Below are 24,921 nucleotides of genomic sequence, written 5' to 3'. Positions count from 1 at the left end.
GTGTTCCGCCCAACCCATTCGAGGTCCTCGCGTCATGCGAAAACGCGTCAGGCGTGATTCCACATGACGGGCTCATCTCATGGGGTTGGTTGGGGACGTGTTCCGTTCAACCCATTTGCGTCGGTGTGAAAAAACGTCTGACGTTCTTCACCCGCAGGGCGGATCGCAGAGGTGTTCTTTTATTGTTTCCGGCAGATGACAAACGTGCTACGTCTCCTTTTCCATGCGATGGGTTTCGGCGTCGAGCGCGTTGCGCCCCACGTCGCCGTGGCACGATACACTCGAGTGCATCGTGCGCCCATCGGATTCAAGGATTGCGGAGGCGATCATCATGGGATATATCCGACAGACTGGCGACGTTGCCGCAGCGGATGCGCAACCTGCCTGGCAGCCGAGGGGGATCGAGTTTCCCGCTCGGCGTGACGGGCGTCGCGAGGAGCGGGAAGCCGCGGTGCCGTCCATGGCGTATCTCTGGTCGATGTCGATCTTGGCCGACCAAGGGCTCTCCCAGATGAGCATGTGAAAAAACATCAGGCGTTTTTTCACATCACTTGAGGAAGCCACCCCCGCGGAACATGAAGCCGGCGCTGCGTTCGAACTTGAGGTAGGCGTCGGTCTTGTGCGACTTGAGGGTGATGAGGCACAAGGGGATTTTGACCGTCTGCGAGGGGTCGATGCTCACGAGCGTCATGTAGTCCTGCACGATCTGCGGGAACGGTAGGTAGGCGGCGAAGGCGACGCCGTTTCGCTCGGTGAAGAAGGCGTCGATCTCGTTGCCGGGTGTCTCGGGCGTGAACGTGGCTTTGGGCGACTTGAGGCCGCGCTCACGGTACATCACGTGGATAGAGCGGTTGAACTCGTCGTAGGTCTCGGACCAAACCACCGGATAGGGGCGCATGTCCTCGAGCGTCACGACGCCCTTGCGCGCCAAGGGGTTGGTCTTGGCGACGGCGATGCCGGTCGGTAGGCTGCCGATCTTGAACATATCGGTGTCGGGGCTCGTGTACTCGCCGAGCGTGCAGGCGACGTCGATCTCGCCGCGGTGGAGCGCCTCGATGGCCTCGCGGCCGCCGGTCACGATGATGCTCACCTTCATCTTGAGGTGCGCGCTCGTGAACTTCTCGAGGTTGGTGATGAAGCTCTGGCGGTTGGCGAACTCGGGGGAGCACAGGGCGACGAGCATGGTGTCGGGATCTTTGTCCGTGGGGAAGCAGCGGGCGAAGTCGTCGAGTTCGTCAAAGGCGGCGAGCGCTTTGCGCGCGTGATCGTAGAAGCCCTGACCGATCGCCGTGGGTTTGACGCCGTGGTTGCCGCGGACGAGCAGGCGGGCGCCGAGCTCGCTTTCGAGCTCGGAGATGGCCCTGGAGACGGCCTGCACCGTCACGAACCTACGCTTCGCCGCAGCGGAAAGCGACCCGCCCTCCAGTGCGAACACGAAGTATCGAATCTGTCGTATATCCATGATCACCGTGTGTTTCGAATGTGCGACGGATTATCCGTCTGGTCATACATGGTAACAATATGATGAATGCACGCTGTTCGGCTAGCCGTTTTGCGGGTATTCAACCACACGTAGAAGTTGGCCGCCCACCGGTAAGGGGGTGGAAAAGAGCAGATCGATGGTGGACGCATTCGAAGTGCCGAAAACGTCGGCGATATTCGGAGATACGCATCGGTCCGACCGTTCGATGGGTACCATCTTGACATGTTGCCGATACGGATCCGCAACGCCGTTCCGTGCGTCCGGGAGGTGTTCGCGGTGTGCGATGGATACTGGAGGAGGTCGGGATGATTGATGCCGAAATGATGCGCGCGCTCGCGTGGGCAGCCATCGGGTGCGGATTCACATGGCTCATGACGAGCGCCGGGTCAGCCGTGGTGTTCTTCTTCCGCAGCGAGCGCAAGCTCATGCATCATATCTTCTTGGGATTCGCCGCCGGCGTGATGATCGCCGCGTCCGTGTGGTCGCTGCTCAATCCCGCCATCGAGCAGGCCGAGGAGCTCGGGCAGATCGGGTGGATCCCGGCGGCGGGCGGCTTCTTGCTCGGTGTCGCCTTCTTGGTGCTGCTCGATTCGCTGCTGCCGCACCTGCATGCCGGGGCGGACAAGCCCGAGGGCGTGCCGAGCGACTGGAAGCGCACGACGCTGCTCGTGTCCGCCGTGACCCTGCACAACATCCCGGAGGGCATGAGCGTTGGCCTGCTGTTCGCGATGGCGGCGCAAAACGCCGGTGCGGCGGGCGATGCTTACCTGGGTATGGCCGTCGCGCTCGCCGTGGGCATCGGTCTGCAGAACTTCCCCGAAGGCGCGGCGGTCTCGCTGCCGCTCGCGCGCGAGGGGCTTTCCCGTCGGCGGGCGTTTGCCATGGGTAGTCTGTCGGGTATCGTGGAGCCGATCTTCGGCATCCTGGTCGTGCTCGTGTCCGGCTGGATCCAGCCGTTCATGCCGTGGCTGCTGTCGTTTGCCGCCGGCGCGATGATCTACGTGGTGGTCGAGGAGCTCATTCCCGAGGCGCATCTGGGTGAGCATTCCAACGTCGGGACGTTCGGGGTCATCGCCGGCTTCGTGATCATGATGGTCCTCGACGTCGCGTTAGGGTAATCCGCCTCCGCGACTTGCTGAGACGCCCGACCTCGCCCCTCATTCGGCCGGTCGCCGCACATCAGGCGTGACAAGATGGTGCCAGGTTCAAACTTGTCGCCTGTGGGAAAATGGTGCCTGCCCCCATTTTCCCGCGCTTCCGTTGATTGGAAGGTATTCGTGATCAAGCTGTTCGCCAGCGATCTGGACGGGACGCTGCTCAACGCGTTCCACAAGGTCGACCGCACGATCACCGATGCGATCCGCGAGGTCACCGATGCCGGGGCGCACGTGGTGCTCGCGACGGGGCGCACCTTGCTATCCGGCTCCGAGATAGGCTTCGGTGACCTGCCGGTCGAGGTCTGCGGGGCAAACGGCGCCATCATCGCGGGCCGGACCGGGGTGCTCAAGACGTTCACGGTTCGCCCCGAGCTGCTCGAGCTGCTGATTCCTGCCTTTCCGGGCATCTGCTTTGAGTGCATCTCGCTCGATGGAATGTTCGCGAGCGCATCGGCCGAGCTGCGCGAGGCGGGATTCGCCGCCGATCCTCCGTGGCGACGCGTCGCGTTGCGCGGCATGCGGCGCCTGCAGGCCCAAAGCATCCAATTCAACGTGCCGCTCGCGCAGATCCTTGAACACGAGATCTGCAAGGTCAACTGTCGCGTTGCCGATGCGGGGCTTGCCGCGGAGCTCAAGGCGTTCATCGCCGAGCACGCCGATCTGGTGGTGAACGCCCCCTTCTCACCGGTGATGTTCGAGATGACCGACCCCGCCGTCAACAAGGGCGCCTCGATCGCGTGGCTCGCGCGCCACCTCGGCGTTCGTGAGGACGAGGTCGCGGTCTACGGCGACGGCGGCAACGACATCGCCATGCTCGAGCGCTTCGAGCACGCTTACGCCACGGCCAACGGGAGCGCTGCCGCCAAGCGCGCCGCGGGGAACGTCATCGGCCGCTGCGCCTTTCACGCGGTCCCGCGCCACATGGTCGCCACCGTGCGCGAGCGGCACCGCGGCTCCTCGCATACCATCATCGAGTAGCGACAAGACGGTACCGGGTTCAACCTTGTCGGTTGGTGCCCGGTGCCATCTGGCGACAAGATGTGGCCGGGTTCAATCTTGTCGCCTAGCAGTTGCCGGTGAAGACGTGCTCGAGGTGCCGCCGGGCGACGTCTGCCAAGTGGTACACGGACTCCACGGGTGTCGGCTCACGGTCGATCAGGCGCCAGCGCGGGAAGAACCGCGTCACGTGATAGGTGATGGTCCCGCGTCCGCGCCCGCCGTCGAGCGAGGCGAGCCAACGCGCCGCGGCATCGATCTCGTCGTCCGTGTCGTTCATGTCGGGCACGACGAGCGTGGTGACCTCCAGGTGGCAGGTGGGATCCGCTGCCAGGCGCGCAATCGTGCCCTTGACGCAGGCGAGGGAGCCGGGGGCGCCGCCGCAGGCGTCGTAAAACGCGTCCGTGAAGCCCTTGAGGTCGATGTTCGCCGCATCGATGAGACCGGCGAGTTCGTCGATGACGCGCGCCTCGGCGCAGCCGTTGGACACGAGTACGTTCACGAGACCGTGCTCGTGTGCGAGGCGCGCGCAGTCGCGCACGTACTCCCAGCCGATGAGCGGCTCGTTGTAGGTGTAGGCGATGCCTGCGACGCGTGGATCGTGCGAGCGCGCATCGAGCGTGAGGTCGACGAGCTCTTGCGGCGAGATTTCGCGCCACGGCACGTTGTCGGCGCCCGCCTGCGAGATGTCGGCATTTTGGCAAAACGGGCAGCGCAGGTTGCAGCCGTAGCTGCCGACCGATACCACGAAGGCGCCCGGCATGAAGCGCGCAAGCGGCTTCTTCTCGATGGGATCGAGGGCAAGCGAAGTCACGCGGCCGTAGTTCTCGGCGGTGATGACCCCGTCGCCCGCCCGGCGCGCCCGGCAGAATCCGAGCTGCCCGGGAGCGAGCCGGCCGCGCCGCGGGCACGCGGTGCATGTCGTACTCATAACGCCTCCAAACACAGTGGGAAAATAGGGACAGGCACCTTTTTCCCGCTACAGATGGCGGGTGACAGTGAAGCGCTCCAGGGTGACGCTGGGTTCGTCCAGGTTGATGCCGCCCTTGCGCGCTGCGATGCGCAGCTGTTCCTCGACGGTGTCCACGCCGTCGAGGTCGGGAAGCAACAGCCCGCGCCGTCCGCGACTCGCGCTCACGATTACGCCATAGCGCGCGGGATCAAGCTTGTCGGGTCCGTCGATGGGCTCGGGTGCCGACAGCACGTCGACATCGTAGACGAGTTCGTCCAGTTCGTCGGCATCCACGGGGTCGAAGCGCGGGTCGCGACAGCCCGCCGAGACGGCGTTCGCGCAGATCTCGGCAGCAAGCGTGTCGCGTGTGGGCAGGATGGTCCCGATGCAGCCGCGCAGCTGGCCGTCCTTCTTGAGCGAGACGAAGGCACCGGCCGCAGTGGAAAACAGTTCGTCGGGAAGAGACGCGGCAAGGTCGTCCGGCAGATCGTGCGCGGGATCGATGCGCCGCCCCTCGCGCACGTAGGACTCGAGCGAGAAACGGGCGAGGCGCACCCACGGGCTTTCCGCCGCCTTGCGACGCGCCATGTCGTCGGCGCGCCACGTTGCGTATTGCTCGTCGATCGCGCGCGATTCGTCGGATCCGACGGCGCCTGCGGGCGTGAACGCGGTGATGCCGTACCCCACGCCGAAGGGTCCCTCATGCGAGAGCAGCTCGGCGTGCACCGCCGTGCGGTCGAGCGCGCCCGCCATGATCTGGAACGAGCGCAGGCCGCACTCGGCGGCGCGCTCGCACATGCCCGGATCGGCGGTGAGCAGGGCGAGGAAGTCGCCGGCGGCAAACGCGTCGCAGACGTAGTCGTCGAACACGGGGCCGTCTGCCGCAAACCCGTACGGCCCGTCCTCGGCAAGCTTGTGCGAAAGGTCGCCCGAGGCGATGTAGACGCAGCGGCGGTCGAGGTCGTCGGCAGCGCGCTGCACCAGCTTGCCCAGGCGATAGTGGTCGAGCGGGGAGAGCCCGGATATGCCGATGCGCACGACGCGGTAGGTCCCCGGCGCGTCTCCTGAGGCGCGGCGGCGCTCGTACTCCTCCTGCACGAAATGCAACGGGACCAGTACACCCCAATCGAGGTCAGGGACGCGCTCGCCGGCCGTTCCCGCAGAAAGGCCCTCCTCATCCGCCATCTGGCAGAGGGTGTCGACGAATTCGCGGTCGTAGTGCACGCGGCTTCCGTCGGCGCGGTCACCGAACTGGGAGAACGTCCCTTGTGCGCCCTCGCCGCCCGAGATGTGCAGGTAGTCGAGGTAGCACGTTGCGTGCGGACTCGAGATCACGATGGTCTCGGGTGCGAGGTCGGCGATGCGACGGGCGACCTCGCGGTAGGCGTCGACGGTGGCCTGGATACCCGCCTCGCGACCACCTCCCACGCCGGGCACGATCAGCGGCGGATGTGGAACGGCGAAGGCGGCAAGGATGGACATGCGATCATCTCCTTATGCGAAGCATATCCCCAGTATGCCCACTTCGCACCCGGGCGTGACAATCGACGGGACAGGGCCGCGCGACAAGATTGAACCCGGCCCCTTCTTGTCGCGACAAGCTTGAACCTGGCACCATCTTGTCGCCATCTTGTCGGTTGTGCAGAGGCCGTGGGCGGTGATTATTCGTGCACACGGTGTGCAATAATGCACACTGAGTGAAATTGCAACCGAAAGGACTGCATGGCTCAGGCCGACTACAAGTGCGACCGCCGCTCGCGCCGCTCGCAGCACGCGCTCATCGGCGCGCTGACCGAGCAGCTCGGCGCGGGCGAGGACCTCTCGCGCATCACCGTCGCGTCGCTCACCGACCGCGCGGGCCTCACGCGGCGCACGTTCTACACCCACTACAAGGACATCCCTGATTTCGTCGAGCAGGTCGAGACGACGCTGCTGCACGAGATCCGCGATCGCATCGAGCGCATCGGCGCGGCGACGCTGGCCGATCTCTACCGCAACATCGACGAGCTCGAGCCGGCGCCCGGCTCGGTCGAGCTTTTGTGCTACCTGCGCGACAACAGCGAGCTCATCGGTTCGCTGCTCGGGCCCGGCGGAGACCCCGCCTTCATCAAGAAGCTCATCGACCTCGCGCGCGCCGCGGTCGCCGATCGCATGCAGACCGGTATCTTCCCGGGGGCGCTCGGCGCGTTTTTCGATTACTACCTGAGCTACGTCGTCACCGCCGAGGTGGGCGTGGTGCAGCGCTGGTTCGAAAACGGTCTGCGCGAGAGCCCTGAGACCATGGCGCGCATCATGACGGTCATCGCCTTCGTGCGCCCGGGCGACCTGTACGGCAAGCCCATCGATATCAACGTGCCCGCATACGGCATGAAGCTTTTGAATCTGCAACTCGACAACGAGGGGAACTGACCATGAGCGACGAGATCAAGCACGGCGTGGTGCCCGAGGGCGCCATCTGGAACCCCGACGCCGCGACCGGAACGCTGCACCTGGGTATCGACGTGGGATCGACCACGGTCAAGCTCGCCGTCCTGAACGACGACAACGGTATCGTCTATGCCAAGTACCAGCGCCATCACACCGACGTCCGCGCCTGCGCGCGCGACCTGTTCGTCGGCGCGGCCGGCGTGCTCGGCGATACGCCCATGACCTGCGCCATCACCGGTTCGGGCGGCCTTTTGCTCTCGCAGTGGCTCGGTCTGGAGTTCGTCCAGGAGGTCATTGCGAGCAAGCGCGCCGTCGAGACCCTCATCCCCGCCACGGACGTGGCCATCGAGCTGGGCGGCGAGGATGCCAAGATCATCTACTTCGACCAGGGCATCGAGCAGCGCATGAACGGCACGTGCGCCGGCGGCACGGGTGCCTTTATCGACCAGATGGCGACGCTGCTGCACACCGATGCCTCGGGTTTGAACGAGCTCGCGAAGGGCGCCACCACCATCTATCCGATTGCGAGCCGCTGCGGCGTGTTTGCCAAGACCGACGTCCAGCCGCTGCTGAACGAGGGCGCGCGCCCCGAGGACGTCGCGGCCTCCATCTTCCAGGCCGTCGTGACCCAGACCATCTCGGGTCTCGCCTGCGGTCGCCCCATCCGCGGCAACGTCGCGTTCCTCGGCGGCCCGCTGCAGTACCTCTCCGAGCTGCGTCGTCGCTTCTACATCACGCTCGAGCTCGACGAGGCGCACCGCATCGTGCCCGACAACGCCCACCTGTTCGTGGCGAGCGGCGCGGCCATGGCGCACGAGTCCAACAAGCTCTCCACGTTCCCCGGGCTCATCGACGCCATCGATGCGCTCGGCGACACGCAGGGTTCCGAGGTCGCGCGCCTGGAGCCGCTGTTTGCCGACAAGGAGGCCTACCGCGCCTTCAAGGAACGCCACGACCGCGAGGTCGTCCCCAAGGGCGACGCCGCGAGCTATACCGGCCATCGCGTGTTCATCGGCATCGACGCCGGCTCCACCACGATGAAGGCGGCCATGGTCGGCGAGGACGGCCAGCTGCTGCACACCTGGTACGGCAACAACAACGGCGACATCCTGGGCACGGCCAAGACCATCATGGCCGACTTCTACGCCCACATTCCGGCCGGCTGCACGATCGGCCATGTGACCACGACCGGCTACGGCGAAGCCCTGCTCATCGAGGCGCTCAAGGCCGACTCCGGCGAGATCGAGACCGTGGCGCACCTGCGTGGCGCCAAGGCCTTCCTGCCGGGTGTCGAGTTCATTTTGGACATCGGCGGCCAGGACATGAAGTGCCTGCGCGTGCGCGACGGCGTCATCGAGCACATCATGCTCAACGAGGCGTGCTCCTCGGGCTGCGGCAGCTTCATCGAGAGCTTCGCGGTATCCATGAACATGGACGTCGTGGAGTTCGCGAAGGAGGCCATCGCCGCCGCGAACCCCGTCGATCTGGGCAGCCGCTGCACGGTGTTCATGAACTCCCGCGTCAAGCAGGCGCAGAAAGAGGGCGCGACGGTGGGCGACATCGCCGCCGGCCTGTCCTATTCGGTCATCAAGAACGCCCTGTTCAAGGTCATCAAACTGCGCGACCCGTCTGAGATCGGCACCAAGGTCATCGTCCAGGGCGGCACCTTCATGTCCGACGCCACCCTGCGCGCCTTCGAGCAGCTCACCGGTGTTGACGCCATCCGTCCCGACATCGCCGGCTGCATGGGCGCCTACGGCGCGGCCCTGCTGGCGCGCGACCGCGCGGGCGAGGCGGGCGTCTCGACCATCCTCACGGCCGACGAGATCGCGACCCTCACCGTCACGCAGAAGCATGCCCGTTGCGGCCGCTGCTCCAACAACTGCCAGCTCACCATCAACGACTTCGGCGGCGGCCGTCGCTTCATCACCGGCAACCGCTGCGAGAAGGGCGCGGGCCACAAGAAGACCAAGACCGAGGCCCCGAACCTGTTCGCCCGCAAAAACGAGCTGCTGTTCGACCGCCCCGTGCTCGACGAGGACAGCGCCCCGCGTGGCACCGTGGGCATCCCCCGCGCACTCAACATGTACGAGAACTATCCGTTCTGGCATACGTTCTTCACCAAGCTGGGCTTCCGCGTGGTGCTGTCGGACAACTCGAGCAAGAAGGTCTACGAGGCGGGCATCGAGTCCATGCCCTCGGAGTCGGTGTGCTATCCGGCCAAGCTCTCCCACGGCCACATCATGAACCTTATCGACAAGGACGTCGATTTCATCTGGATGCCCTGCATCCGCTGGGAGCGCAAGGAGGACGAGGCGGCGGGCAACTGCTACAACTGCCCCATCGTCATGAGCTACCCCACGGCCCTCGGCCTGAACATCGACGACATCGCGGCGAAGAACGTTGAGTTCATGTATCCGTTCGTGCCGTACCACGACAAGATCGAGCTCAAGCGCCGCCTGTACGACCTCATCGCCGTCGAGCGCGTCGCCGATGCCGAGGCCGGCCGCGGCCGCGTGCGTGGGTCCAAGATCACCCGCTCCGAGATCGACGCCGCGGTGAACGCCGCCTACGAGGCCGACGCCGCCTTCCACGAGCAGATCCAGACCATGGGCGAGGAGGCCATCCACTGGATCGAGGAGCACGGCGGCCACGGCATCGTGCTCGCCGGCCGTCCCTATCACAACGATCCCGAGATCAACCACGCCCTGCCCGAGCTCATCTCGAGCTTCGGCTTCGCGGTGCTCACCGAGGACTCCGTTGCGCACCTGGTGAAGCCCGACCGGCCCATTCGCGTCGTGGACCAGTGGATGTTCCACAGCCGCCTGTACCGCGCGGCCAAGCTCGTGACCCTGCGCAACGACCTCGACCTCATCCAGCTGAACTCCTTCGGCTGCGGCCTGGACGCGCTCACCACCGACCAGGTGCAGGAGATCCTCGAGGGCTCCGGCAAGATCTACACCGTGCTCAAGATCGACGAGGTGTCGAACCTCGGTGCAGCGCGCATCCGCGTCCGCTCGCTCATGGCCGCCCTCAAGGACCAGGAGGCCGAGCGCGCCGCCGCGGCCGCCGCTGCCGGCGAGTCCTACGAGCCCGGCGACGCCGCGCCCGTGGCGCCGAGCGCTGACGCCCCGGCGTTCTCCACGCATAAGTACGCGCTGTCCGCGCAGCGCCGCGCCAACTCCGCTGCGTTTGAGAAGGTCCCCTTCACCGAGGAGATGCGAGATGCGGGCTACACCATCCTGTGTCCGCAGATGGCGCCGATCCACTTCGATTTGGTGAAGGAGGTCATGAAGGCGGGCGGCTACAACTTCGAGCTTTTGCCCTCCACCGACCGCGGTGCGGTCGAGGCCGGCCTCAAGTACGTCAACAACGACATCTGCTATCCGTCGATCCTCGTGACCGGCCAGATCATGGAGGCCATCGAGAGCGGTCGCTACGACCTGTCCAAGACCGCGGTCATCATCTCGCAGACCGGCGGCGGCTGCCGAGCCACCAACTACATCGCGCTCATCCGCAAGGCGCTGCGTGAGTCCGGCCATCCCGAGATCCCCGTGATCAGCCTGGCCGCCGTCAAGCTCGACGAGTCCAACCCCGGCTTTAAGCTGTCGCCCGGTCTGCTCAAGGCCGCGGTGTACTGCGTGCTGTTCGGCGACGTGATGATGCAGATGCTCTACCGCTGCCGTCCCTACGAGGCCACGCCGGGTGCTGCCAACGCGCTGTTCGAGGAGTACATGGCACGCGCCCGCGAGCTTGCGCCCAAGTTCACGCGCCGCAGCTTCACCAAGCTCTCGCGCGAGGCCATCCAGGCGTTCGACACCATGCCGCTTGTGGACGAGGGCACCAAGCCGCGCGTGGGCGTGGTCGGCGAGATTCTCGTCAAGTTCCATCCCACCGCGAACAACCACGTGGTCGAGGTCATCGAGAACGAGGGCTGCGAGGCCGTGGTCCCGGGCCTGCTCGACTTCTTCCTGTACTCCATGAGCAACGCCAAGGTTCAGAAAAACGAGCTCGGCAGCTCCGCGGCATCGCGTGCGGCCATGGATGCCGCCATCGCCGCGGTGGACTGGATGCGCAAGCCGGTCGACGATCTGCTCGAGAAGTCGCTGCGCTTCGAGCGCCCCGAGCCCATCTCCGTCATGGCCGAGAAGGCCACCACGGTGCTGTCGCTGTGCAACAACATGGGTGAGGGCTGGCTGCTTACGGCCGAGATGCTCGACCTCATCGACCACGGCGCGCCCAACATCATCTGCACGCAGCCCTTCGCGTGCCTACCCAACCACGTGGTGGGCAAGGCCGTGATCAAGGAGCTGCGTCGCCTGCATCCCGAGAGCAACATCGTGGCCGTCGACTACGATCCGGGTGCGTCCGAGGTCAACCAGCTGAACCGCATCAAGCTCATGATCTCGGTCGCCAAGGAGAACATGCGCGCCGGCAAGGGCTTCACGATGGAGCACATCAAGCCGCTCGAGATGGACGCCGTCGATTCCAAGTTCCGTCCGCACCACGGCGATGACGAGGGCGCCTCGGGCTCCTGCACCGCCTGCGGCGCGGTGAGCGACGAGGCCGTCGCCGCTGTGGCCGACCGACTGATGGGAAAATAGGGACAGGCACCTTTTTCCCAGTTGCGCCCTGCCGGGTCCGTATCCGGCGGGGCGCTTTTTCATGTGCATGTTGATGGGAAAATGGGGACAGGCGTCTTTTTCCCGCTATTTTCGGTTCGCCGCCCAGAGCAGGGCGAGGCCGCGCAGGGTGAGTGCGTCGTCGACCACGGCGTCATGGCGCAGCAGGGCGGCGATGGCTCCGGCCCCCTCGCCGGTCACGATGATGGCCGGATCGGCGAGCCCCGCCTCGGCGATGGCACCGTCGAGCAGGCCGTCGATGCGCGCGACCTCGCCGAAGACCACGCCCGACTGCATGGCCGCGCGGGTGTTGCGGCCGATGACGCGGGTCGGCGCCCGCAGCTCGATCATGGGCAGGCGTGCGGCCGCCTGCGCGAGCGAGCGCGCTCCGAGGGCGACCCCCGGGGCGATGATGCCGCCGGCGAACGCTCCCTCATTATCGATGATCTCGAAGTTGGTCGTCGTGCCCAGGTCGACCACGACTGCCGGCGCGCCGTGCGTCGCCCGCGCGGCGACCACGTCGGCGATACGGTCGGGTCCCACCTCGGAGGGATCGTCGTAGCGCATCCGCACGCCGGTCTTGAGGCCGGGGCCGACCACGAGAGGCCGACTTCTGCACGAGGCGGCGAGCGCCTGGCGCCATGCATCGGTGAGGGTGGGCACGACGCACGAAAGAATGGCCCCGTCCACGGCGTGCTCGGGGAGCAGCGTGAGCGCTTGGCGCACCTGGATGCGCGCCTCGTCGCAGGTGAGCGGCTGCTGGGTGGTGAACTCGCAGGATCCGAGCGGCTGGGGCTCGGCGGCGGCCTCGACGGCGAACAGCCCGAAACGCGTGGTGGTGTTCCCCACGTCCACGGTCAGAACCCGCACCATATCATCCTCCTGCGTGACATAACCTTGCCGCGTGTAAAAACGTCGCGTGAAAATACATCAGACGTAATTTCACATTGTATAATGCGAGCGTCCGATACGTAACCCGACTTCCCGGTTCGAGGGGAAGCGGATATACGAGGGAGAACAACATGAGCTCTACGAGCGACCGCGCGGGTCTGCGCGGGCAGCTGTCGGCAGCCGGCATCCTGATCGGCTGCGTCGGCTGCGTCATCATCACGGCGTCTTCGGTGTACACCGCCCTTAAGATGGGCTCCCTGCCGTGGCCGACCATCTTTACCTCCATCACCGCGCTCGTGCTTTTGCGCGCGGTGGGCAAGACAAGTCTCAACGAAGCGAATATCACCCAGGTCATCATGTCCGCCGGTTCCATGGTTGCCGGCGGCCTCGCTTTCACGATTCCCGGCATCTGGATGCTCGGCATGACCGACCAGGTGAGCTGGGTCGAGATGCTTGCCGTGGCGATGGCCGGCACACTGCTCGGCCTCGTGTGCACGGCGCTCATCCAGCGGCATTTCGTGGAGGAATCCGACCTCGAGTACCCCATCGGCACCGCTGCGGCCGAGACCCTGCTCGCCAGTCGGGACGGCGGCTCGACCGGGCGCAAGCTGTTCGGCTCCATGGCGGTAGCCGGTCTGTGGTGCGTGGTGCGCGACGTGCTCGGCCTCGTGCCGTCGCTGGTGCTGCAGCTGCCGGTGCCGGGCGTGGCCTTCGGCATTCAGAACTCGCCGATGCGCTGGGCTGTGGGCTTTCTTGCCGGCCGTCGTTCCATCATCTACTGGGCGATCGGCGCCGTGCTGGGCTGGTTCGGTATCGTGGCGGGCGGCAGTGCCATCGGCCTGTGGGACATGACGACGGCGCAGGGCATCGTGAGCAGCCTCGGCATGGGCCTCATGATGGGTTCCGGCGCGGGCGTGGTCATCCGCGACATCGCGATGCCGATGCTGCGCCGCATGCGCAGCCGCGCGAGCGTCCGTCGCGACGATGCGCGCGCCGATGTGGCGCCGGGCTTCGTCTCCCGCTTCATCTCGCGCTACGATGCCGGCGTGCTGGCGCTCATGGCCGCCGCCGCGGCCCTCATCGTGTGCTTCGCCCTCGGTCTCGGCCCCGTGGTCGCCGTGGTCGTCGTGCTGCTCGCCTTCGTGACGGCTGTCATGAGCGCGCAGTCCGTGGGCCAGTCCGGTATCGACCCCATGGAGATCTTCGGGCTTATCGTGCTGCTGTTCGTGGCGGCGTTCTCGCAGGCCACGCAGGTGCAGCTGTTCTTCGTGGCGGGCGTTATCGCTGTGGCCTGCGGCTTGGCCGGCGATGTCATGAGCGATTTCAAGACCGGCCAGATCATTGGCACGAGCCCGCGCTCCATGTGGTTCGGTCAGGCGATCGGTGCGGTGCTCGGCACGTTCGTCGCCGTGGCGGTCATGATCGCGCTCGTGACGGCCTACGGGCCCGATGCGTTCGGCACCGATGCGCTGTTCGTGTCGGCGCAGGCCAACGTGGTGGCGACCATGGTCTCGGGCATTCCAAGCGTGCCGGGCTTTGCAATCGGGCTGCTTGCGGGCGCGGTGCTCTACGTTGCGGGCATTCCCTCGATGATGCTCGGCCTTGGCGTGTACCTGCCGTTCTACATGTCCATTTCGACCGTGCTCGGTGCCGTGGTCCGCTGGGTCTACGACCGGATCTGCGCGGCGCGCGGCTTGGATGCCGACGCTGCGGAGGAATCCGGCGTGGTCGTGGCATCGGGCGTGCTCGGCGGCGAGTCCATCGTGGGCGTCATCGTGGCGTTTGCGACCGTGGTGACAGGCCTTTTGGGTTAGCCGCGCGGCCGATGTGAAGTTCGTTTCGCCGTCGGTGGTCACGAGAGCACGATTCCTGTCAATTGAAGCCCCCCAAAAGCGTTCCCGGTCGCCCCGCTCGCGCGCCGTCATCATGCGCGCGTGCAAAAAGCGCAGGTCGATCGCGCTGCACGCACGTGTGGGTGGGATTATGCGGCCCCGAACGGCCCCGAGCGCCGTCCGGAGAAGGTTTCCGGGCGCCCGAAACGACAGGAATCGTACCCTCGTGACCACATCGGCGTTCACGAACGAGCGGGCGTGCCGACGCAGGCGCGCCAAGGGCTCCTGCGAGCCTGATTTTCGTCGGGTCGCGATGATTTCGGTGCTGCGGTATCGCCTTGCTGCAGATGGGTATCAGCTTGTAGTACCATAGCATCTACCTGCGGACGCAACTGCATCGTCCGCTCGATCGCAAAGGAAGGAGCCCCAGTGGCCGTAAACGAGAAGCTGCTGCTTGCCGTTCTTGAGGAGATTCGTCCCAACCTGCAGGCCGATGGCGGCGATATGGAGTATCACGGCGTCGACGAGAACGGCGTCGTCTCGCTCGAGCTGACCGGGCATTGCGCCGGCTGCCCGATGAGCCAGCTCACCCTGTCCATGGGTATCGAGCGCATCCTGAAGGAGCACGTGCCCGGCGTCACGAGCGTCGTCGCCGTCAACGATATGGGCGGCAATATGTCCGACCTGTACGACGAGTACGCCCCGTTCTAAGAGCGGGCTCCCAGTACGATTTCGCATGCGGCCGCGTGAGCGGCCGCATCGTTTGTATAGGCGCCCGTTACCCCGAAGGGGCACGGCGGTCTGCCTGCGGTGCCCCCGTTCCGCGTGCGGGGCACCCGCTGGCTCGGATAGCCGCGGGCGCGCAACCAGCAAGGAACTGCCATGCTCAACGAGCTTTACCATAGCCTGAATCCCATCGCATTCTCGTTCGGCCCCATCACCATCTACTGGTATGGGCTCGCCTATATCGTCGGCGCCATACTGACCGCGGTCGTCATGCATCGCACCCAGCGCCGCTGGGGCCTGAACCTGGCTCTCGAGGACCTGGTGACCGTCGTCACGGGCGTGGTGTTCGGCCTTCTTGTCGGCGCGCGTCTTTTCTACATCCTGTTCTACGGTGCGGGCTACTATTTCGAGCATCCTGCCGAGATCTTGGCGCTCAACCACGGGGGCATGAGCTTTCACGGCGGGTTGGTCGGCGGCATCCTCGGCGGCGTCGCGGTCTGCCGTATGTATCGCCTGTCCGCATGGACTCTGGCTGACCTCGCCGTCATCGGCGCGCCCGCGGCGCTGTTTTTGGGGCGCTGCGCCAACTTCGTGAACGGCGAGCTGTGGGGCAAGCCCACCGACCTGCCGTGGGGCGTTGTGTTCGAGAGCGGGGGAGATGTCGCACGGCATCCCTCGCAGCTGTACGAGGCGCTGCTCGAGGGCGTGGTGCTGTTCTGCATCATGCAGGTGCTCTCCCGTCGCACGCCGGTTCCGCCCCAGGGAACGTTCATGGGCGTGTTCGTGGCGTGGTACGGCGTGGCGCGCATCCTCGTCGAGTTCGTGCGCGTACCCGACGCGCAGCTCGGCTATCTGTTCGGCGGCGTCATCACCATGGGCCAGCTTCTGAGCCTGCCCCTTGTGGTCGCAGGCATCGGCCTGATCGTGTATGCGCATCGTGCCAACAGGCCGCAGCGGGCCTATATCGGGGAGTGAGGGTTTCAAGAAAAAGCGAGTGAGGTGTCCGTGCGGGACGCGAACGGGTACCGAAGATGCGGATGCGGTGTGTGCCAACGCGCGTGAAAAGACGTTCGACCTCAATTTACGCGTTCGTGTCGGGGGATGACCGAAAGGACGCTACCGTATGGCATCACTCGATTGCGACCGGGGCCTCCATTCCTTCGTCGCGCAAGACGGCGGAGACGCGGATGCACCCCTGCGCGTACGGGAGCTGCTGTTTGCGCGCTACCCGCCTGCGCAGACGGCCGTAGCTTTCGCGCTGGCGCTGCTCGTGGCGCTTGCCTGCTCGTTTGATCCCGCCGCCGCTTCGTACGAGGCAATTCAGCGCATCGACCCCGATGCGACCGGTGCGCTCTACATCGGGTACGAGGTGCTGCTTTCGTTTTCCGGGCGCAGCTCGGCGCCCTTCCTGTTCGCGCTCGCCGCCCTGGCGGCGCTCCCCATCCGCGCCGTCGTGTTTGGCGCGACGAGCGCTCGAAAGCCCTCGGCGCTGCTGCCGGCATTCGCTTTTGCCTGCTGCATGGTGGTAGGGAAGAGCTACGACGCGGTCGGCGACGCCTCGCTGGTGCTCGGCGGCGCAAGCCGTATCATCGCATCGCTGATCGCCGCAGCGGGTTGGTTCGTGTTCGCTCTTGTCGGAATCACCCTGCTGTTCGGGTTGTTCGATGAGATACAAGGGTTGCGGGAGCGTGCGGGCGGACGAGTTGCGCCGACTTCCGTGCGCGCCGGATGGCGTCTTTTCGAGCGCCATCCGTTTACCGTGCCGCTTGCCGTGCTGGTCGCCGCATGGGCCCCGACGCTTCTTGCCAGCGCTCCCGGCGTGTTTATGGGGGACACGGGCGACCAGATCCGCCAATGGCTCGGCCTGCCGAGCGGGACGAGCTCCTACCTCAAGCTGATCGATCCCGATGTCGTGCTCAACGGGCATCACCCCGTGGCGCACACCGCGCTGCTCGGTGGATGCGTGCAGCTTGGCAAGGCGCTTGCCGGCGATGAGAACGCAGGGCTGTTCATCTACACGGTCCTGCAGTTCACAGCGACCGCCGCGTGCGCAGCATATCTGGTTTCCACGCTCAAGCGGCTCGGTGTCGAAGCGCCCGCTCGCGCGGTCGTGCTCGCGATCTTCGCCCTCGTGCCCCTGTTTTCCAACTACGCCGTCCTGATCACCAAGGATGTCCTGTTTGCCGATGCGCTCGCGTTGCTGGTGGCACAGGTGGCCAAGCTGCTCGCTCCGCACGGAGGCGAAGGCGATGGGCCGGGGCCGGCGTCATGGGGACGCCGCGATGAGGTGCTGCTTGTCATGGCGTGCTTGGGAACGGCGTTTCTGCGCAACGGCGGTGTGATATTTTCGGTCGTCGCGTGCGTGCCCGTTGCCGCAATCCGCCTGCGGGATGCTCGTCGCGCTGTGCCTACAGCCGCATATGCGTGTCGACGCGCAGCCCGGGCGTCGCTCATTGCATTGGGCGTGGCGCTTGTCGCCCATCTCGCGTTTACCGCCGTGGTCATGCCCGCTCTCCACATCACGCCGGGCAGCCGTCGCGAGGTGCTCTCCATCCCGTTTCAGCAGACCGCACGCTACGCGGAGAAGCACGACGGCGCGCATGCCGGTATCGCCGGTGGTGCCGACGACGGATTGGTCACTGAGGAGGAGCGGACGGTTATCGACCGCGTGCTCGGCTACGACACGCTGGCGTCCCGCTACGTGCCGACCAAGTCAGACGCCGTCAAAAACGGCTTCAACGAGTATGCGAGCGTCGATGACCTTGCCGCGTACCTGCGCGTATGGGCCGCGCAGCTCCTTCGCGACCCGGCGTGCTACCTCTCGGCGACGATCGCCAACTACTACGGCTACGTCTATCCCAGCGAGCGGGTGCCGTGGATGTATACCACGGCGTCGAGCGACCAGATCATGGCGCGTGCGGACAATCGCGAGCACTTCGATTTCCATCGGTGGATCACGCCGGCGACCGAGGTGCTCGACCAGGCGGTCGGGCTGTATCGGACGGCGTGGCTGCAGCTTCCGGTCCTGTCGCTGGCGATGACCTCGGCGCCGTATGTGTGGGCGCTCGTCTTGGCGCTCATCTACCTGATGCGCGAGCGCAGCTGGCGCGGCTGCGCGCTGGTCGCACCGCTTGTCGCGGTGCTTGCCGTGTGTCTGATCGGCCCTTGTAACGGAGCGACCTACCTGCGCTATCTGTATCCGGTGATATTCACGCTGCCGTTTGCCGCCGTCGCGGCGCTCGATATGCGCACACGGTAGGCAGGGGCGCCTTCACATAGGGCCGCGCGCGACCTTCCCTGTAAAGAGCCCCTGCCCGTATCTTGCGCGTTCACCGCTTACGCGAAGAGCCGCCGGATCGCGTCGCGACCCTCGCGGCTGCAGAATAGAATCGCCTCGTCGCCGGCGCGCAGCACGGTGCGTCCGTTGGGGACCGTAAGGTTGCCGCCGCGCTCGACGGCGACGACGATCGTCTGGGCGGGAAACGCGATGTCGGCCAGGGGCGCGCCGTCGACCTTGGCTCCGGGGTTCACCGTCGCCTGCACGATGCTGTGCTCATCGCGCCCCAGCTTCATGAGGGTGAACATGTCGCGCAGGTTCATGCCCTCGTGGATGAAGCGCACGGTGATCTCGGCTTGGTTGATGGCGACGTCGACGCCGTTGACCGGCGTGAACATCCACGCGTTGGACGGATCGTTCACGCGCGAGATGACGCGCGGGACGGCGAACTCCATCTTGCCGAGCATGGCGATGACGAGGTTCACCTCGTCTTTGCCGGTCACGACGGCCAGAACGTCGGCCATGTGGATGCCGGCGCGCTCGAGCACGAGCGGGTCGGTCGCGCTGCCCTCGATCACGGTGCACTCCGGGCAGGTGCGGCGCAGCCGCGCGACTTTCTCGCGTTGGTTTTCGATAATGGTGACCGTCTCGCCGTCGCTGCACAGCTGAGATGCCAGATGGGCGCCGACCTTGCCGCCGCCTGCGATGATGATCTGCATAGGTACCGCCTACTCTCCGATGCCGAGCATCTGCTTGAATTTCCGACTCGCGGAGGATGCGACCGCCGCGTAGACGATGTCGCCGTCGGACAGGATCGTCCCCTGGGTGGGAATGAACGTCTCGTTACCGTGCGAGACGCTTACGATCTGCACCTCGCCGATGCTGGTGATCTCGCGGACCGTCGCCCCGGCGAGCAGCGGCGGCACGTCCGCGCGGACCAGGCGCACCTCGCCCGATCCGATCTCGAACACGCCGTCGAGCTGCTGGTAGGTGAGCAGCTCGCAGATACGCGAGATGCCCCATGCGTTGGGCGAGATCGTCTGGATGTCCAGACGCCGATACGTTTCCGCCTTGGAGAGGTCATGCAGGCGGGCGATGACGCGGGGGACGCGGAACATGCTGCGCGCGATGTGGGCGACGACGATGTTGGCCTCGTCGGAGCCCATGCACGACACGAGCGCGCTCGCGCGTACGATCCCCGCCTCCTCAAGCACCGAGCGCTCGAATCCGACCCCGCAGATGCGGGCGCCCTCGAAATCGGACCCGAGCCCATCGAGCGCAGCCTGATCGCGGTCGACGGCGGTGACGTCGAACCCTTGGCGCGCAAGGCGCTTGACCAGGCCGGATCCCATAAAACCGACGCCTACGACGATAACGTTCATCGTGCACCATCCTTACAAAGAGGGGAGAAAGACTTCATGGCGTGAGGCGCGGTGCCGCTGCGGTACCACCGTTTGGAGTGAGCCTGCCGGGCGGCGCGCCTTGCCGGTACCGGTGACCTCATCGTCCATCACCTCGCTTCGCGCGCACGGCATCGCGGTGGCGCAGCCACGCCTTGCGCGCCTCCTCGATGGCGATGACCACCGGCGGTATGCAGCACAGGAAGACGTAGTCCTGCCATGCGAGCGGGGCGGTGTTGAACACGCCTTGCAGCGGCGGAAACATCGTGAGGAACACGATGAGCGCGACCTCGAAGGCGATGCCGATCAAGATCTTGCGGTTGGAGAACAGGCCGACCTTGAACACGGAGGTCTTCTCGGTGCGGCAGTTCATGACCTGACCGATCTGGGCGAAGACGATGCCGGCGAGCGTCATGGTCGTCGCCTGGATGTAGACCGGGTCGCCCTCGTCGCCCAAGCCCGCCAGCGGGACGCCGGGCCAGCCGTTGAGCACGTTGACCAGGAAGTACCCGACCATGGCGGCGACCGACCCCATGAGGCCGTACCACAGGAAGGCCTTGACCAGCACGCGGCGGTTGAGCAGCCGCTCGTTCGGGTCGCGCGGCGGCTGGTCCATGACGGTCTGCTCGGGCGGTTCGGTGCCCAGACCGAGTGCCGGCAGCATATCGGTGCCCAGGTCGATGGTGAGGATCTGCATGGTGGTCAGGGGCAGCGGGACCGCTCCGCCCGAGAGCAGGTACACCGCATTGGGCACCGCTTCCGGCGCGTTGGAGTTCAGGATGTACAGCAGGAACTTGCGGATATTGCTGTAGACGGCGCGCCCCTCCTCGATCGAGGCGACGATCGAGGCGAAGTTGTCGTCGGTCAAGATCATGTCGGCGGCTTCCTTGGCGACGTCGGTTCCGGCGACGCCCATGGCCACGCCGATGTCGGCCTTCTTGAGGGCGGGCGCGTCGTTGACGCCGTCGCCGGTGACCGCCACGACCTCGCCCATCTCCTGCAGGGCGGAGACCACGCGCAGCTTCTGCTCGGGCGCCATGCGGGCGAAGACCACCTGGCCGGCAAGGCGACGTTTGAGCTCGGCGTCGTCCATGTGCGCGAGCTCGAAGCCCGAGATGACGGACAGGTCGTCGCCGTCCACGATGCCGATGCGGCGCGCAATGCTCGCGGCGGTGAGGCCGTAGTCGCCGGTGATCATGACGATGCGGATGCCGGCGCGGCGGCATTCCGCCACGGCGGCGGCCACCTCGGGACGAGGCGGATCCATCATGACCTCGAGGCCGACGAAGGTGAGGTGGCACTCGACGGTCTCGGGCGTATAGGCGTTCAGAGACGTGGGCACGCCCTCGCGCACCGCCTGGGCGCCGAGGGGACGGTACGCCACGGCGAGCACGCGCAGGCCGTCTGCGGCATAGCCGTCGTTGGCCGCCATGATCCGCGCGCGAAGCTCATCGGTCATGGGCACGGTCTGCCCGTCGATGCGGACGGTGTCCGCAAGGCGCACGACCTCGTTGGGTGCCCCCTTCGTGAAGGCGACGCGCGCGGCGCCGTCGATGGGGTCCTCCAGCGCGTGCACCGTGGTCATGCGCTTGCGGCGGCTCTCGAAGGGCAGCTCCTTCACGCGGGGCATGCGCCGTTCGAGCTCGGCAGGGTCGATGCCGCCCTTCTGCGCCGACACGATCAGGCACGCCTCGGTGGGGTCGCCGTAGACCTCGTAGCGCTGCCCGTCCTCCTCCGGTGCGCGCAGGCGCGCGTTGCCGCACAGAAGGCCGCCTTCGAGCAGCAGCTCCAGATCGGGGTCGTCCACCGCGCGATAGGCCGTCCCTTCCGACTCGATGGTGCCGACCGGCGCGTAGCCCACGCCGGTCAGGTCGTACTCGCGCGTCGCGGTCCACAGATGGTTGACGGTCATCTCGTTTTGCGTGAGCGTTCCGGTCTTGTCGGTGCAGATGACGCTCGTCGATCCGAGCGCCTCGACGGAGTTCAGCTTTTTGACCAGGGCGTTTCGCTTGCTCATGCGCTGTACGGCCATGGCGAGCGACAGGGTCACGGTCGGCAGCAGGCCTTCGGGAATGAACGCCACGACCATGCCGAGCGCGAAGATAAACGAGCTCGCGAACGGCTCGCGCACGACGAACATGCTCAAGGCGAAAAAGATCAGGCCCATGCACATGGCGAAGACGGTGACCTGCTTGGTCAAGCGGTCGAGGTCGCGCTGGAGCGGGCTGGGCGCCTCCTGCATGTTCTGGGTGAGGCTTGCGATCTTGCCGAATTCGGTGTCCATGCCGATGCGCATGACGACGGCGCGCCCGTTGCCCTCCGATACACTCGTGCCCGCGAACACCAGGTTGGGTATCTCGGCGGGCGAGAGGCCTTCCTCGAGCACGGCGTCGGCGACTTTGCGCGAGGGGTTCGATTCGCCGTTTAAGGTGGACTGGTTGACCTGCAGATCGGAGCTTGCGATGACGCGGGCGTCAGCCGATATCCGGTCGCCTTCGGCCAGCAGCATGATGTCGCCGGGAACGAGGTCCTCGGCAAGCACCTTCTGCTCCTGTCCGTCGCGGATGACGTCGGTGTAGGCGGGCAGCATCTTCTTGAGCGCTTCGGTTGCCTGGCTCGCGCGCGCTTCCTGCCAGAAGCTGAAGACGCCGTTGATGATGTTGACGAGCCACACCGCGACGCCCAGCTCGGGCAGGCCGGCAATGAAGGCGATGGTGCCGGCGACCCACAGGAGGATCGCCATCAGGTGCGTGAAGTTGGACAGAAACGCCAGGATGGGCGAGCGCCTCTTGCCCGATTCGATCAGGTTTTTACCGTATGTCGCCTGGCGCCTTGTCGCCTCTTCGGAGCTCAAGCCACCGGTGCGGGCGGAAAGCCGTTCGAGTGCCTGTTCGATTGTTGCGTGTCGGATAGATTCGAGCAGATCGTCGGATTGTGCGTCTGCCCGTGCATGCGTGGCCGACCCTAGGTGAGGGTCGGGGTCTTGGCTCATCGCCGCATGCGACGATGCGTCATTCGGTCGTCCCATGAGACCTCTCCTTCCCACCGTTCGGAGCTGAGCGCTCCGGCGGAAAAGTGGAATGCATGGCCACAGGGCTCGCGCGACCTCCCTGTGGTTGGCACGCATCATAGCCATGTGGCGTCAGGCATGCAACAACTTTTTTGGAATGAAGTCTGTCCCTGCATTTAACGGTGTTTTTATCCATCGACGCGGCATCTGCTCGGGTGGGGGAACGTATCGCGTCGCCAGGGTGAGCGCGCCGTAACGTCGCAGATCGCTCGCCCCGAAAAGGCAGTACGCCGTTTCCAACAAAAGAGCGCGGTGCGAGGGGTAATCCTCTCGCACCGCGCCTCATGTCACACGAAGTGGTTTGGATGCGCCTTATGCGTCCTTGGTGGAGACGAGCAGCAGGATGCCTGCGACGAGGTTGGAGAACAGGAGGGTGCAGACGGCAAAGCCCGTGGTGTTGTTCTTGGTTCCCTTGTAGATGCCGTAGGTGTGGACGGTCATGGGGATGAGCCAGGCGAGCGGGATGATCATCCAACCGATCGCCACGCACGAGACGATGCAGAAGATGAAGGCGACCATGCGCAGCGTGCGGTCGTTGGAGGACATGGCAGGCGGCTGGTAGCCATAGGTGACGACGGGCGCCTGGCCGGACGTCGGCGTGTAGGTGTAGGTCGGGGCCGGCGCGGAGACGATCCCGGGTTCCTGCGGCGCGGCGGTCGGCTGGGCGGCGGGCGTCGGATCGGCGGCAGGCTTCGGCTCGGCGGCGGGAGCGGGCTGCGCTGCGGGCGTCACCGGTGCCGCACCGGCGAGCGGGGCTCCGCATCCAGCGCAGAACTTCGCGCCCTCGGGATTGTCTTTTCCGCAGTTAGCGCAATACATGGTGACTTCCTTTCGTCGTATGGGGAACGGCTGGGCCGCCCAAGCGCCTCGGCGCGCCCGTACGGTTTCGCGACGGCACCAGACTACCACGCACGATGGGGGCCCGGGGGAGAAGGCTCGCCGGCGGCTGTTGCGCAATAGCCGCCGGCTCGACAGGGAGGCGCGGACGGCGCTGCGAACCGGCCCTTTCGCCATCGCCCCCGTCGATCCCTGTTGCTCATTGCGTGGCGTTGGCAGCGGGGTCTTTCGCCGGATGCCCGTTCGGTATATCATGCTTGAACGTGTGTTTCTATGGACCGCAGGCGCGCCGGCGCCGCGCGGTTAGCGTAATCTAGAAGGAGCCTCGCATGTCAGGACACTCTAAGTGGGCCACTACCAAGCATCGTAAGGGCGCGCAGGACGCCAAGCGCTCCGCGCTCTTCTCCAAGCTGAGCCGCAACATCACCGTTGCCGCTCGCCTGGGCAACGATCCCAACCCCGACAACAACGCCAGCCTTGCCGCCGCCGTCGCCAAGGCCAAGGCGCAGTCCATGCCCAAGGACAAGATCAAGAGCGCCATCGACAAGGCCTTCGGTGCCGGTGCCGACGCTGCCGTCTACGAGAACATCGTCTACGAGGGCTACGGCCCTGCCGGTGTCGCGGTCTACGTCGAGTGCCTGACCGACAACCGCAACCGCACCGCCGCCGACGTCCGTTCCGCGTTCAGCCACGCGGGCGGCAACCTCGGCACGAGCGGCTCCGTTGCGTTCCAGTTCGAGCGCAAGGGCCAGGTCGTCGTCGCCAAGGAGATCGTTGACCCCAACGACAAGAAAGAGAACATGATGGCCAACGGCGCCGCGGGCGACGAGGAAGAGTTCATGATGGCCGTCGCCGAGGCCGGTGGCGACGACTACGAGGACGCGGGCGACGAGTGGGTCGTGTGGACCAATCCCGGTGACCTCATGGCCGTCTCCAAGGGTCTTGAGGAGCAGGGCATCGAGGTCAAGGGCTCCGAGCTCACCATGGTTCCCACCACGCCGACCGACGTGACCCCGGCTGACGCCAAGAAGGTCCAGCGTCTCATCGACCGCCTCGAGGACCTCGACGACGTCCAGGACGTCTACCACACCATGAACATGACCGACGAGGTCGTCGCCGCCCTGGAGGAGGAGTAGGCCCCATGCGGTGCCTGTCCTTTGCGGGATAGTTTCATGTGAAAGCCGGGTTTGCGACGCGTGCCGCAGGCCCGGCTCTTTGGTTGTATGCGCACGCGTAGGGCGGCGGCTGCAA

At 65.8% G+C, this 24,921-nt stretch carries 19 protein-coding genes; 10 read left to right on the top strand and 9 right to left on the bottom strand.

Going from position 1 to position 24,921, the window contains the following annotated elements; genetic code table 11:
- Window positions 1-207: 207 nt before the first annotated feature.
- Window positions 208-333: a hypothetical protein gene (locus QUW00_RS07770; protein WP_289613815.1), complete on the bottom strand. Its 126-nt coding sequence runs from the start codon at window positions 331-333 to the stop codon at window positions 208-210.
- Between QUW00_RS07770 and QUW00_RS07765 the strand changes: the two genes are divergently transcribed.
- Window positions 332-523 carry a hypothetical protein gene (locus QUW00_RS07765; protein WP_289613814.1) on the top strand — a complete coding sequence of 64 codons (192 nt, stop codon included), beginning with the start codon at window positions 332-334 and terminating at the stop codon, window positions 521-523. The two genes, QUW00_RS07770 and QUW00_RS07765, sit on opposite strands and share 2 nt — an antisense overlap.
- A gap of 24 nt (window positions 524-547) precedes the next feature.
- Here the strand turns inward: QUW00_RS07765 and QUW00_RS07760 are convergent, their stop codons facing one another.
- Window positions 548-1,462, bottom strand: coding sequence for a LysR family transcriptional regulator (locus QUW00_RS07760; RefSeq protein ID WP_289613813.1), 915 nt, complete (start codon window positions 1,460-1,462; stop codon window positions 548-550).
- A gap of 326 nt (window positions 1,463-1,788) precedes the next feature.
- Here QUW00_RS07760 and QUW00_RS07755 point away from each other — a divergent pair, with 326 nt between their 5' ends.
- Both QUW00_RS07755 and QUW00_RS07750 read left to right on the top strand, forming a co-directional pair.
- Entirely contained in the window at window positions 1,789-2,601 is an 813-nt protein-coding gene (locus QUW00_RS07755; protein WP_289613812.1) for a ZIP family metal transporter, read from the top strand.
- Window positions 2,602-2,760: 159 nt separating this feature from the next.
- Entirely contained in the window at window positions 2,761-3,618 is an 858-nt protein-coding gene (locus tag QUW00_RS07750; RefSeq protein ID WP_289613811.1) for an HAD hydrolase family protein, read from the top strand.
- A gap of 85 nt (window positions 3,619-3,703) precedes the next feature.
- On the opposite strand, the gene amrS is transcribed toward QUW00_RS07750, so the two are convergent.
- Both amrS and amrA read right to left on the bottom strand, forming a co-directional pair.
- Entirely contained in the window at window positions 3,704-4,567 is an 864-nt protein-coding gene (amrS, locus tag QUW00_RS07745; RefSeq protein WP_289613810.1) for an AmmeMemoRadiSam system radical SAM enzyme, read from the bottom strand.
- Window positions 4,568-4,615: 48 nt separating this feature from the next.
- Window positions 4,616-6,070, bottom strand: coding sequence for an AmmeMemoRadiSam system protein A (gene amrA, locus QUW00_RS07740; protein ID WP_289613809.1), 1,455 nt, complete (start codon window positions 6,068-6,070; stop codon window positions 4,616-4,618).
- 240 nt (window positions 6,071-6,310) lie between these two features.
- On the opposite strand from amrA, the gene QUW00_RS07735 reads away from it, so the two are divergent.
- Together QUW00_RS07735 and QUW00_RS07730 are read left to right on the top strand one after the other, a co-directional pair.
- On the top strand, window positions 6,311-6,997 hold the full coding sequence (locus QUW00_RS07735; RefSeq protein WP_289613808.1) for a TetR/AcrR family transcriptional regulator: 687 nt from the start codon (window positions 6,311-6,313) through the stop codon (window positions 6,995-6,997).
- A 2-nt stretch (window positions 6,998-6,999) separates the two neighbouring features.
- On the top strand, window positions 7,000-11,619 hold the full coding sequence (locus QUW00_RS07730; RefSeq protein WP_289613807.1) for a 2-hydroxyacyl-CoA dehydratase: 4,620 nt from the start codon (window positions 7,000-7,002) through the stop codon (window positions 11,617-11,619).
- A gap of 105 nt (window positions 11,620-11,724) precedes the next feature.
- On the opposite strand, the gene QUW00_RS07725 is transcribed toward QUW00_RS07730, so the two are convergent.
- Window positions 11,725-12,510 carry a type III pantothenate kinase gene (locus tag QUW00_RS07725; RefSeq protein ID WP_289613806.1) on the bottom strand — a complete coding sequence of 262 codons (786 nt, stop codon included), beginning with the start codon at window positions 12,508-12,510 and terminating at the stop codon, window positions 11,725-11,727.
- A gap of 149 nt (window positions 12,511-12,659) precedes the next feature.
- Here QUW00_RS07725 and QUW00_RS07720 point away from each other — a divergent pair, with 149 nt between their 5' ends.
- The 4 genes from QUW00_RS07720 (at window position 12,660) to QUW00_RS07705 (ending at window position 18,345) form a co-directional block, all read left to right on the top strand.
- Window positions 12,660-14,342, top strand: coding sequence for an OPT/YSL family transporter (locus tag QUW00_RS07720; protein WP_289613805.1), 1,683 nt, complete (start codon window positions 12,660-12,662; stop codon window positions 14,340-14,342).
- Between the two features lie 447 nt (window positions 14,343-14,789).
- The gene (locus tag QUW00_RS07715) at window positions 14,790-15,071 is read left to right on the top strand and encodes a NifU family protein (RefSeq protein ID WP_289613804.1); all 282 of its coding nucleotides are present in this window, start codon (window positions 14,790-14,792) and stop codon (window positions 15,069-15,071) included.
- A 171-nt stretch (window positions 15,072-15,242) separates the two neighbouring features.
- Window positions 15,243-16,061, top strand: coding sequence for a prolipoprotein diacylglyceryl transferase (gene lgt, locus QUW00_RS07710; RefSeq protein WP_289613803.1), 819 nt, complete (start codon window positions 15,243-15,245; stop codon window positions 16,059-16,061).
- Window positions 16,062-16,209: 148 nt separating this feature from the next.
- Window positions 16,210-18,345: a DUF6020 family protein gene (locus QUW00_RS07705; protein WP_289613802.1), complete on the top strand. Its 2,136-nt coding sequence runs from the start codon at window positions 16,210-16,212 to the stop codon at window positions 18,343-18,345.
- Between the two features lie 77 nt (window positions 18,346-18,422).
- Here the strand turns inward: QUW00_RS07705 and QUW00_RS07700 are convergent, their stop codons facing one another.
- From QUW00_RS07700 to QUW00_RS07685, 4 genes are all read right to left on the bottom strand, one after another.
- Window positions 18,423-19,082 (bottom strand): potassium channel family protein, encoded by a 660-nt coding sequence (locus tag QUW00_RS07700; RefSeq protein ID WP_289613801.1) that lies wholly within the window; start codon window positions 19,080-19,082, stop codon window positions 18,423-18,425.
- Between the two features lie 9 nt (window positions 19,083-19,091).
- A complete protein-coding gene (locus QUW00_RS07695) occupies window positions 19,092-19,745 on the bottom strand; it encodes a potassium channel family protein (protein ID WP_289613800.1) in 654 nt (217 codons plus the stop codon).
- Between the two features lie 118 nt (window positions 19,746-19,863).
- Window positions 19,864-22,791 carry a cation-translocating P-type ATPase gene (locus tag QUW00_RS07690; RefSeq protein ID WP_289613799.1) on the bottom strand — a complete coding sequence of 976 codons (2,928 nt, stop codon included), beginning with the start codon at window positions 22,789-22,791 and terminating at the stop codon, window positions 19,864-19,866.
- A gap of 354 nt (window positions 22,792-23,145) precedes the next feature.
- On the bottom strand, window positions 23,146-23,652 hold the full coding sequence (locus QUW00_RS07685; RefSeq protein ID WP_289613798.1) for a zinc ribbon domain-containing protein: 507 nt from the start codon (window positions 23,650-23,652) through the stop codon (window positions 23,146-23,148).
- A gap of 347 nt (window positions 23,653-23,999) precedes the next feature.
- Between QUW00_RS07685 and QUW00_RS07680 the strand changes: the two genes are divergently transcribed.
- Window positions 24,000-24,806, top strand: coding sequence for a YebC/PmpR family DNA-binding transcriptional regulator (locus QUW00_RS07680; RefSeq protein ID WP_289613797.1), 807 nt, complete (start codon window positions 24,000-24,002; stop codon window positions 24,804-24,806).
- Window positions 24,807-24,921: the final 115 nt, after the last annotated feature.

This window comes from Collinsella tanakaei (genome assembly GCF_030373545.1).
Taxonomy (GTDB): Bacteria; Actinomycetota; Coriobacteriia; order Coriobacteriales; family Coriobacteriaceae; genus Collinsella; species Collinsella tanakaei_C.
The sequence above is the reverse complement of the archived record's forward strand: the minus strand, read 5'-3'. Positions and strand labels throughout refer to the sequence as shown.

Excerpts from the sequence above, each read along its gene's own strand:
- QUW00_RS07730 (WP_289613807.1), top strand. The coding sequence starts at position 7,000 with ATGAGCGACGAGATCAAGCACGGCGTGGTGCCCGAGGGCGCCATCTGG.
- QUW00_RS07700 (WP_289613801.1), bottom strand. The coding sequence starts at position 19,082 with ATGCAGATCATCATCGCAGGCGGCGGCAAGGTCGGCGCCCATCTGGCA.
- QUW00_RS07770 (WP_289613815.1), bottom strand. The coding sequence starts at position 333 with ATGATGATCGCCTCCGCAATCCTTGAATCCGATGGGCGCACGATGCAC.
- QUW00_RS07685 (WP_289613798.1), bottom strand. The coding sequence starts at position 23,652 with ATGTATTGCGCTAACTGCGGAAAAGACAATCCCGAGGGCGCGAAGTTC.
- QUW00_RS07760 (WP_289613813.1), bottom strand. The coding sequence starts at position 1,462 with ATGGATATACGACAGATTCGATACTTCGTGTTCGCACTGGAGGGCGGG.
- QUW00_RS07680 (WP_289613797.1), top strand. The coding sequence starts at position 24,000 with ATGTCAGGACACTCTAAGTGGGCCACTACCAAGCATCGTAAGGGCGCG.
- QUW00_RS07735 (WP_289613808.1), top strand. The coding sequence starts at position 6,311 with ATGGCTCAGGCCGACTACAAGTGCGACCGCCGCTCGCGCCGCTCGCAG.
- amrS (WP_289613810.1), bottom strand. The coding sequence starts at position 4,567 with ATGAGTACGACATGCACCGCGTGCCCGCGGCGCGGCCGGCTCGCTCCC.
- QUW00_RS07690 (WP_289613799.1), bottom strand. The coding sequence starts at position 22,791 with ATGGGACGACCGAATGACGCATCGTCGCATGCGGCGATGAGCCAAGAC.
- QUW00_RS07705 (WP_289613802.1), top strand. The coding sequence starts at position 16,210 with ATGGCATCACTCGATTGCGACCGGGGCCTCCATTCCTTCGTCGCGCAA.
- QUW00_RS07725 (WP_289613806.1), bottom strand. The coding sequence starts at position 12,510 with ATGGTGCGGGTTCTGACCGTGGACGTGGGGAACACCACCACGCGTTTC.
- lgt (WP_289613803.1), top strand. The coding sequence starts at position 15,243 with ATGCTCAACGAGCTTTACCATAGCCTGAATCCCATCGCATTCTCGTTC.
- QUW00_RS07720 (WP_289613805.1), top strand. The coding sequence starts at position 12,660 with ATGAGCTCTACGAGCGACCGCGCGGGTCTGCGCGGGCAGCTGTCGGCA.
- QUW00_RS07765 (WP_289613814.1), top strand. The coding sequence starts at position 332 with ATGGGATATATCCGACAGACTGGCGACGTTGCCGCAGCGGATGCGCAA.
- QUW00_RS07755 (WP_289613812.1), top strand. The coding sequence starts at position 1,789 with ATGATTGATGCCGAAATGATGCGCGCGCTCGCGTGGGCAGCCATCGGG.
- amrA (WP_289613809.1), bottom strand. The coding sequence starts at position 6,070 with ATGTCCATCCTTGCCGCCTTCGCCGTTCCACATCCGCCGCTGATCGTG.
- QUW00_RS07695 (WP_289613800.1), bottom strand. The coding sequence starts at position 19,745 with ATGAACGTTATCGTCGTAGGCGTCGGTTTTATGGGATCCGGCCTGGTC.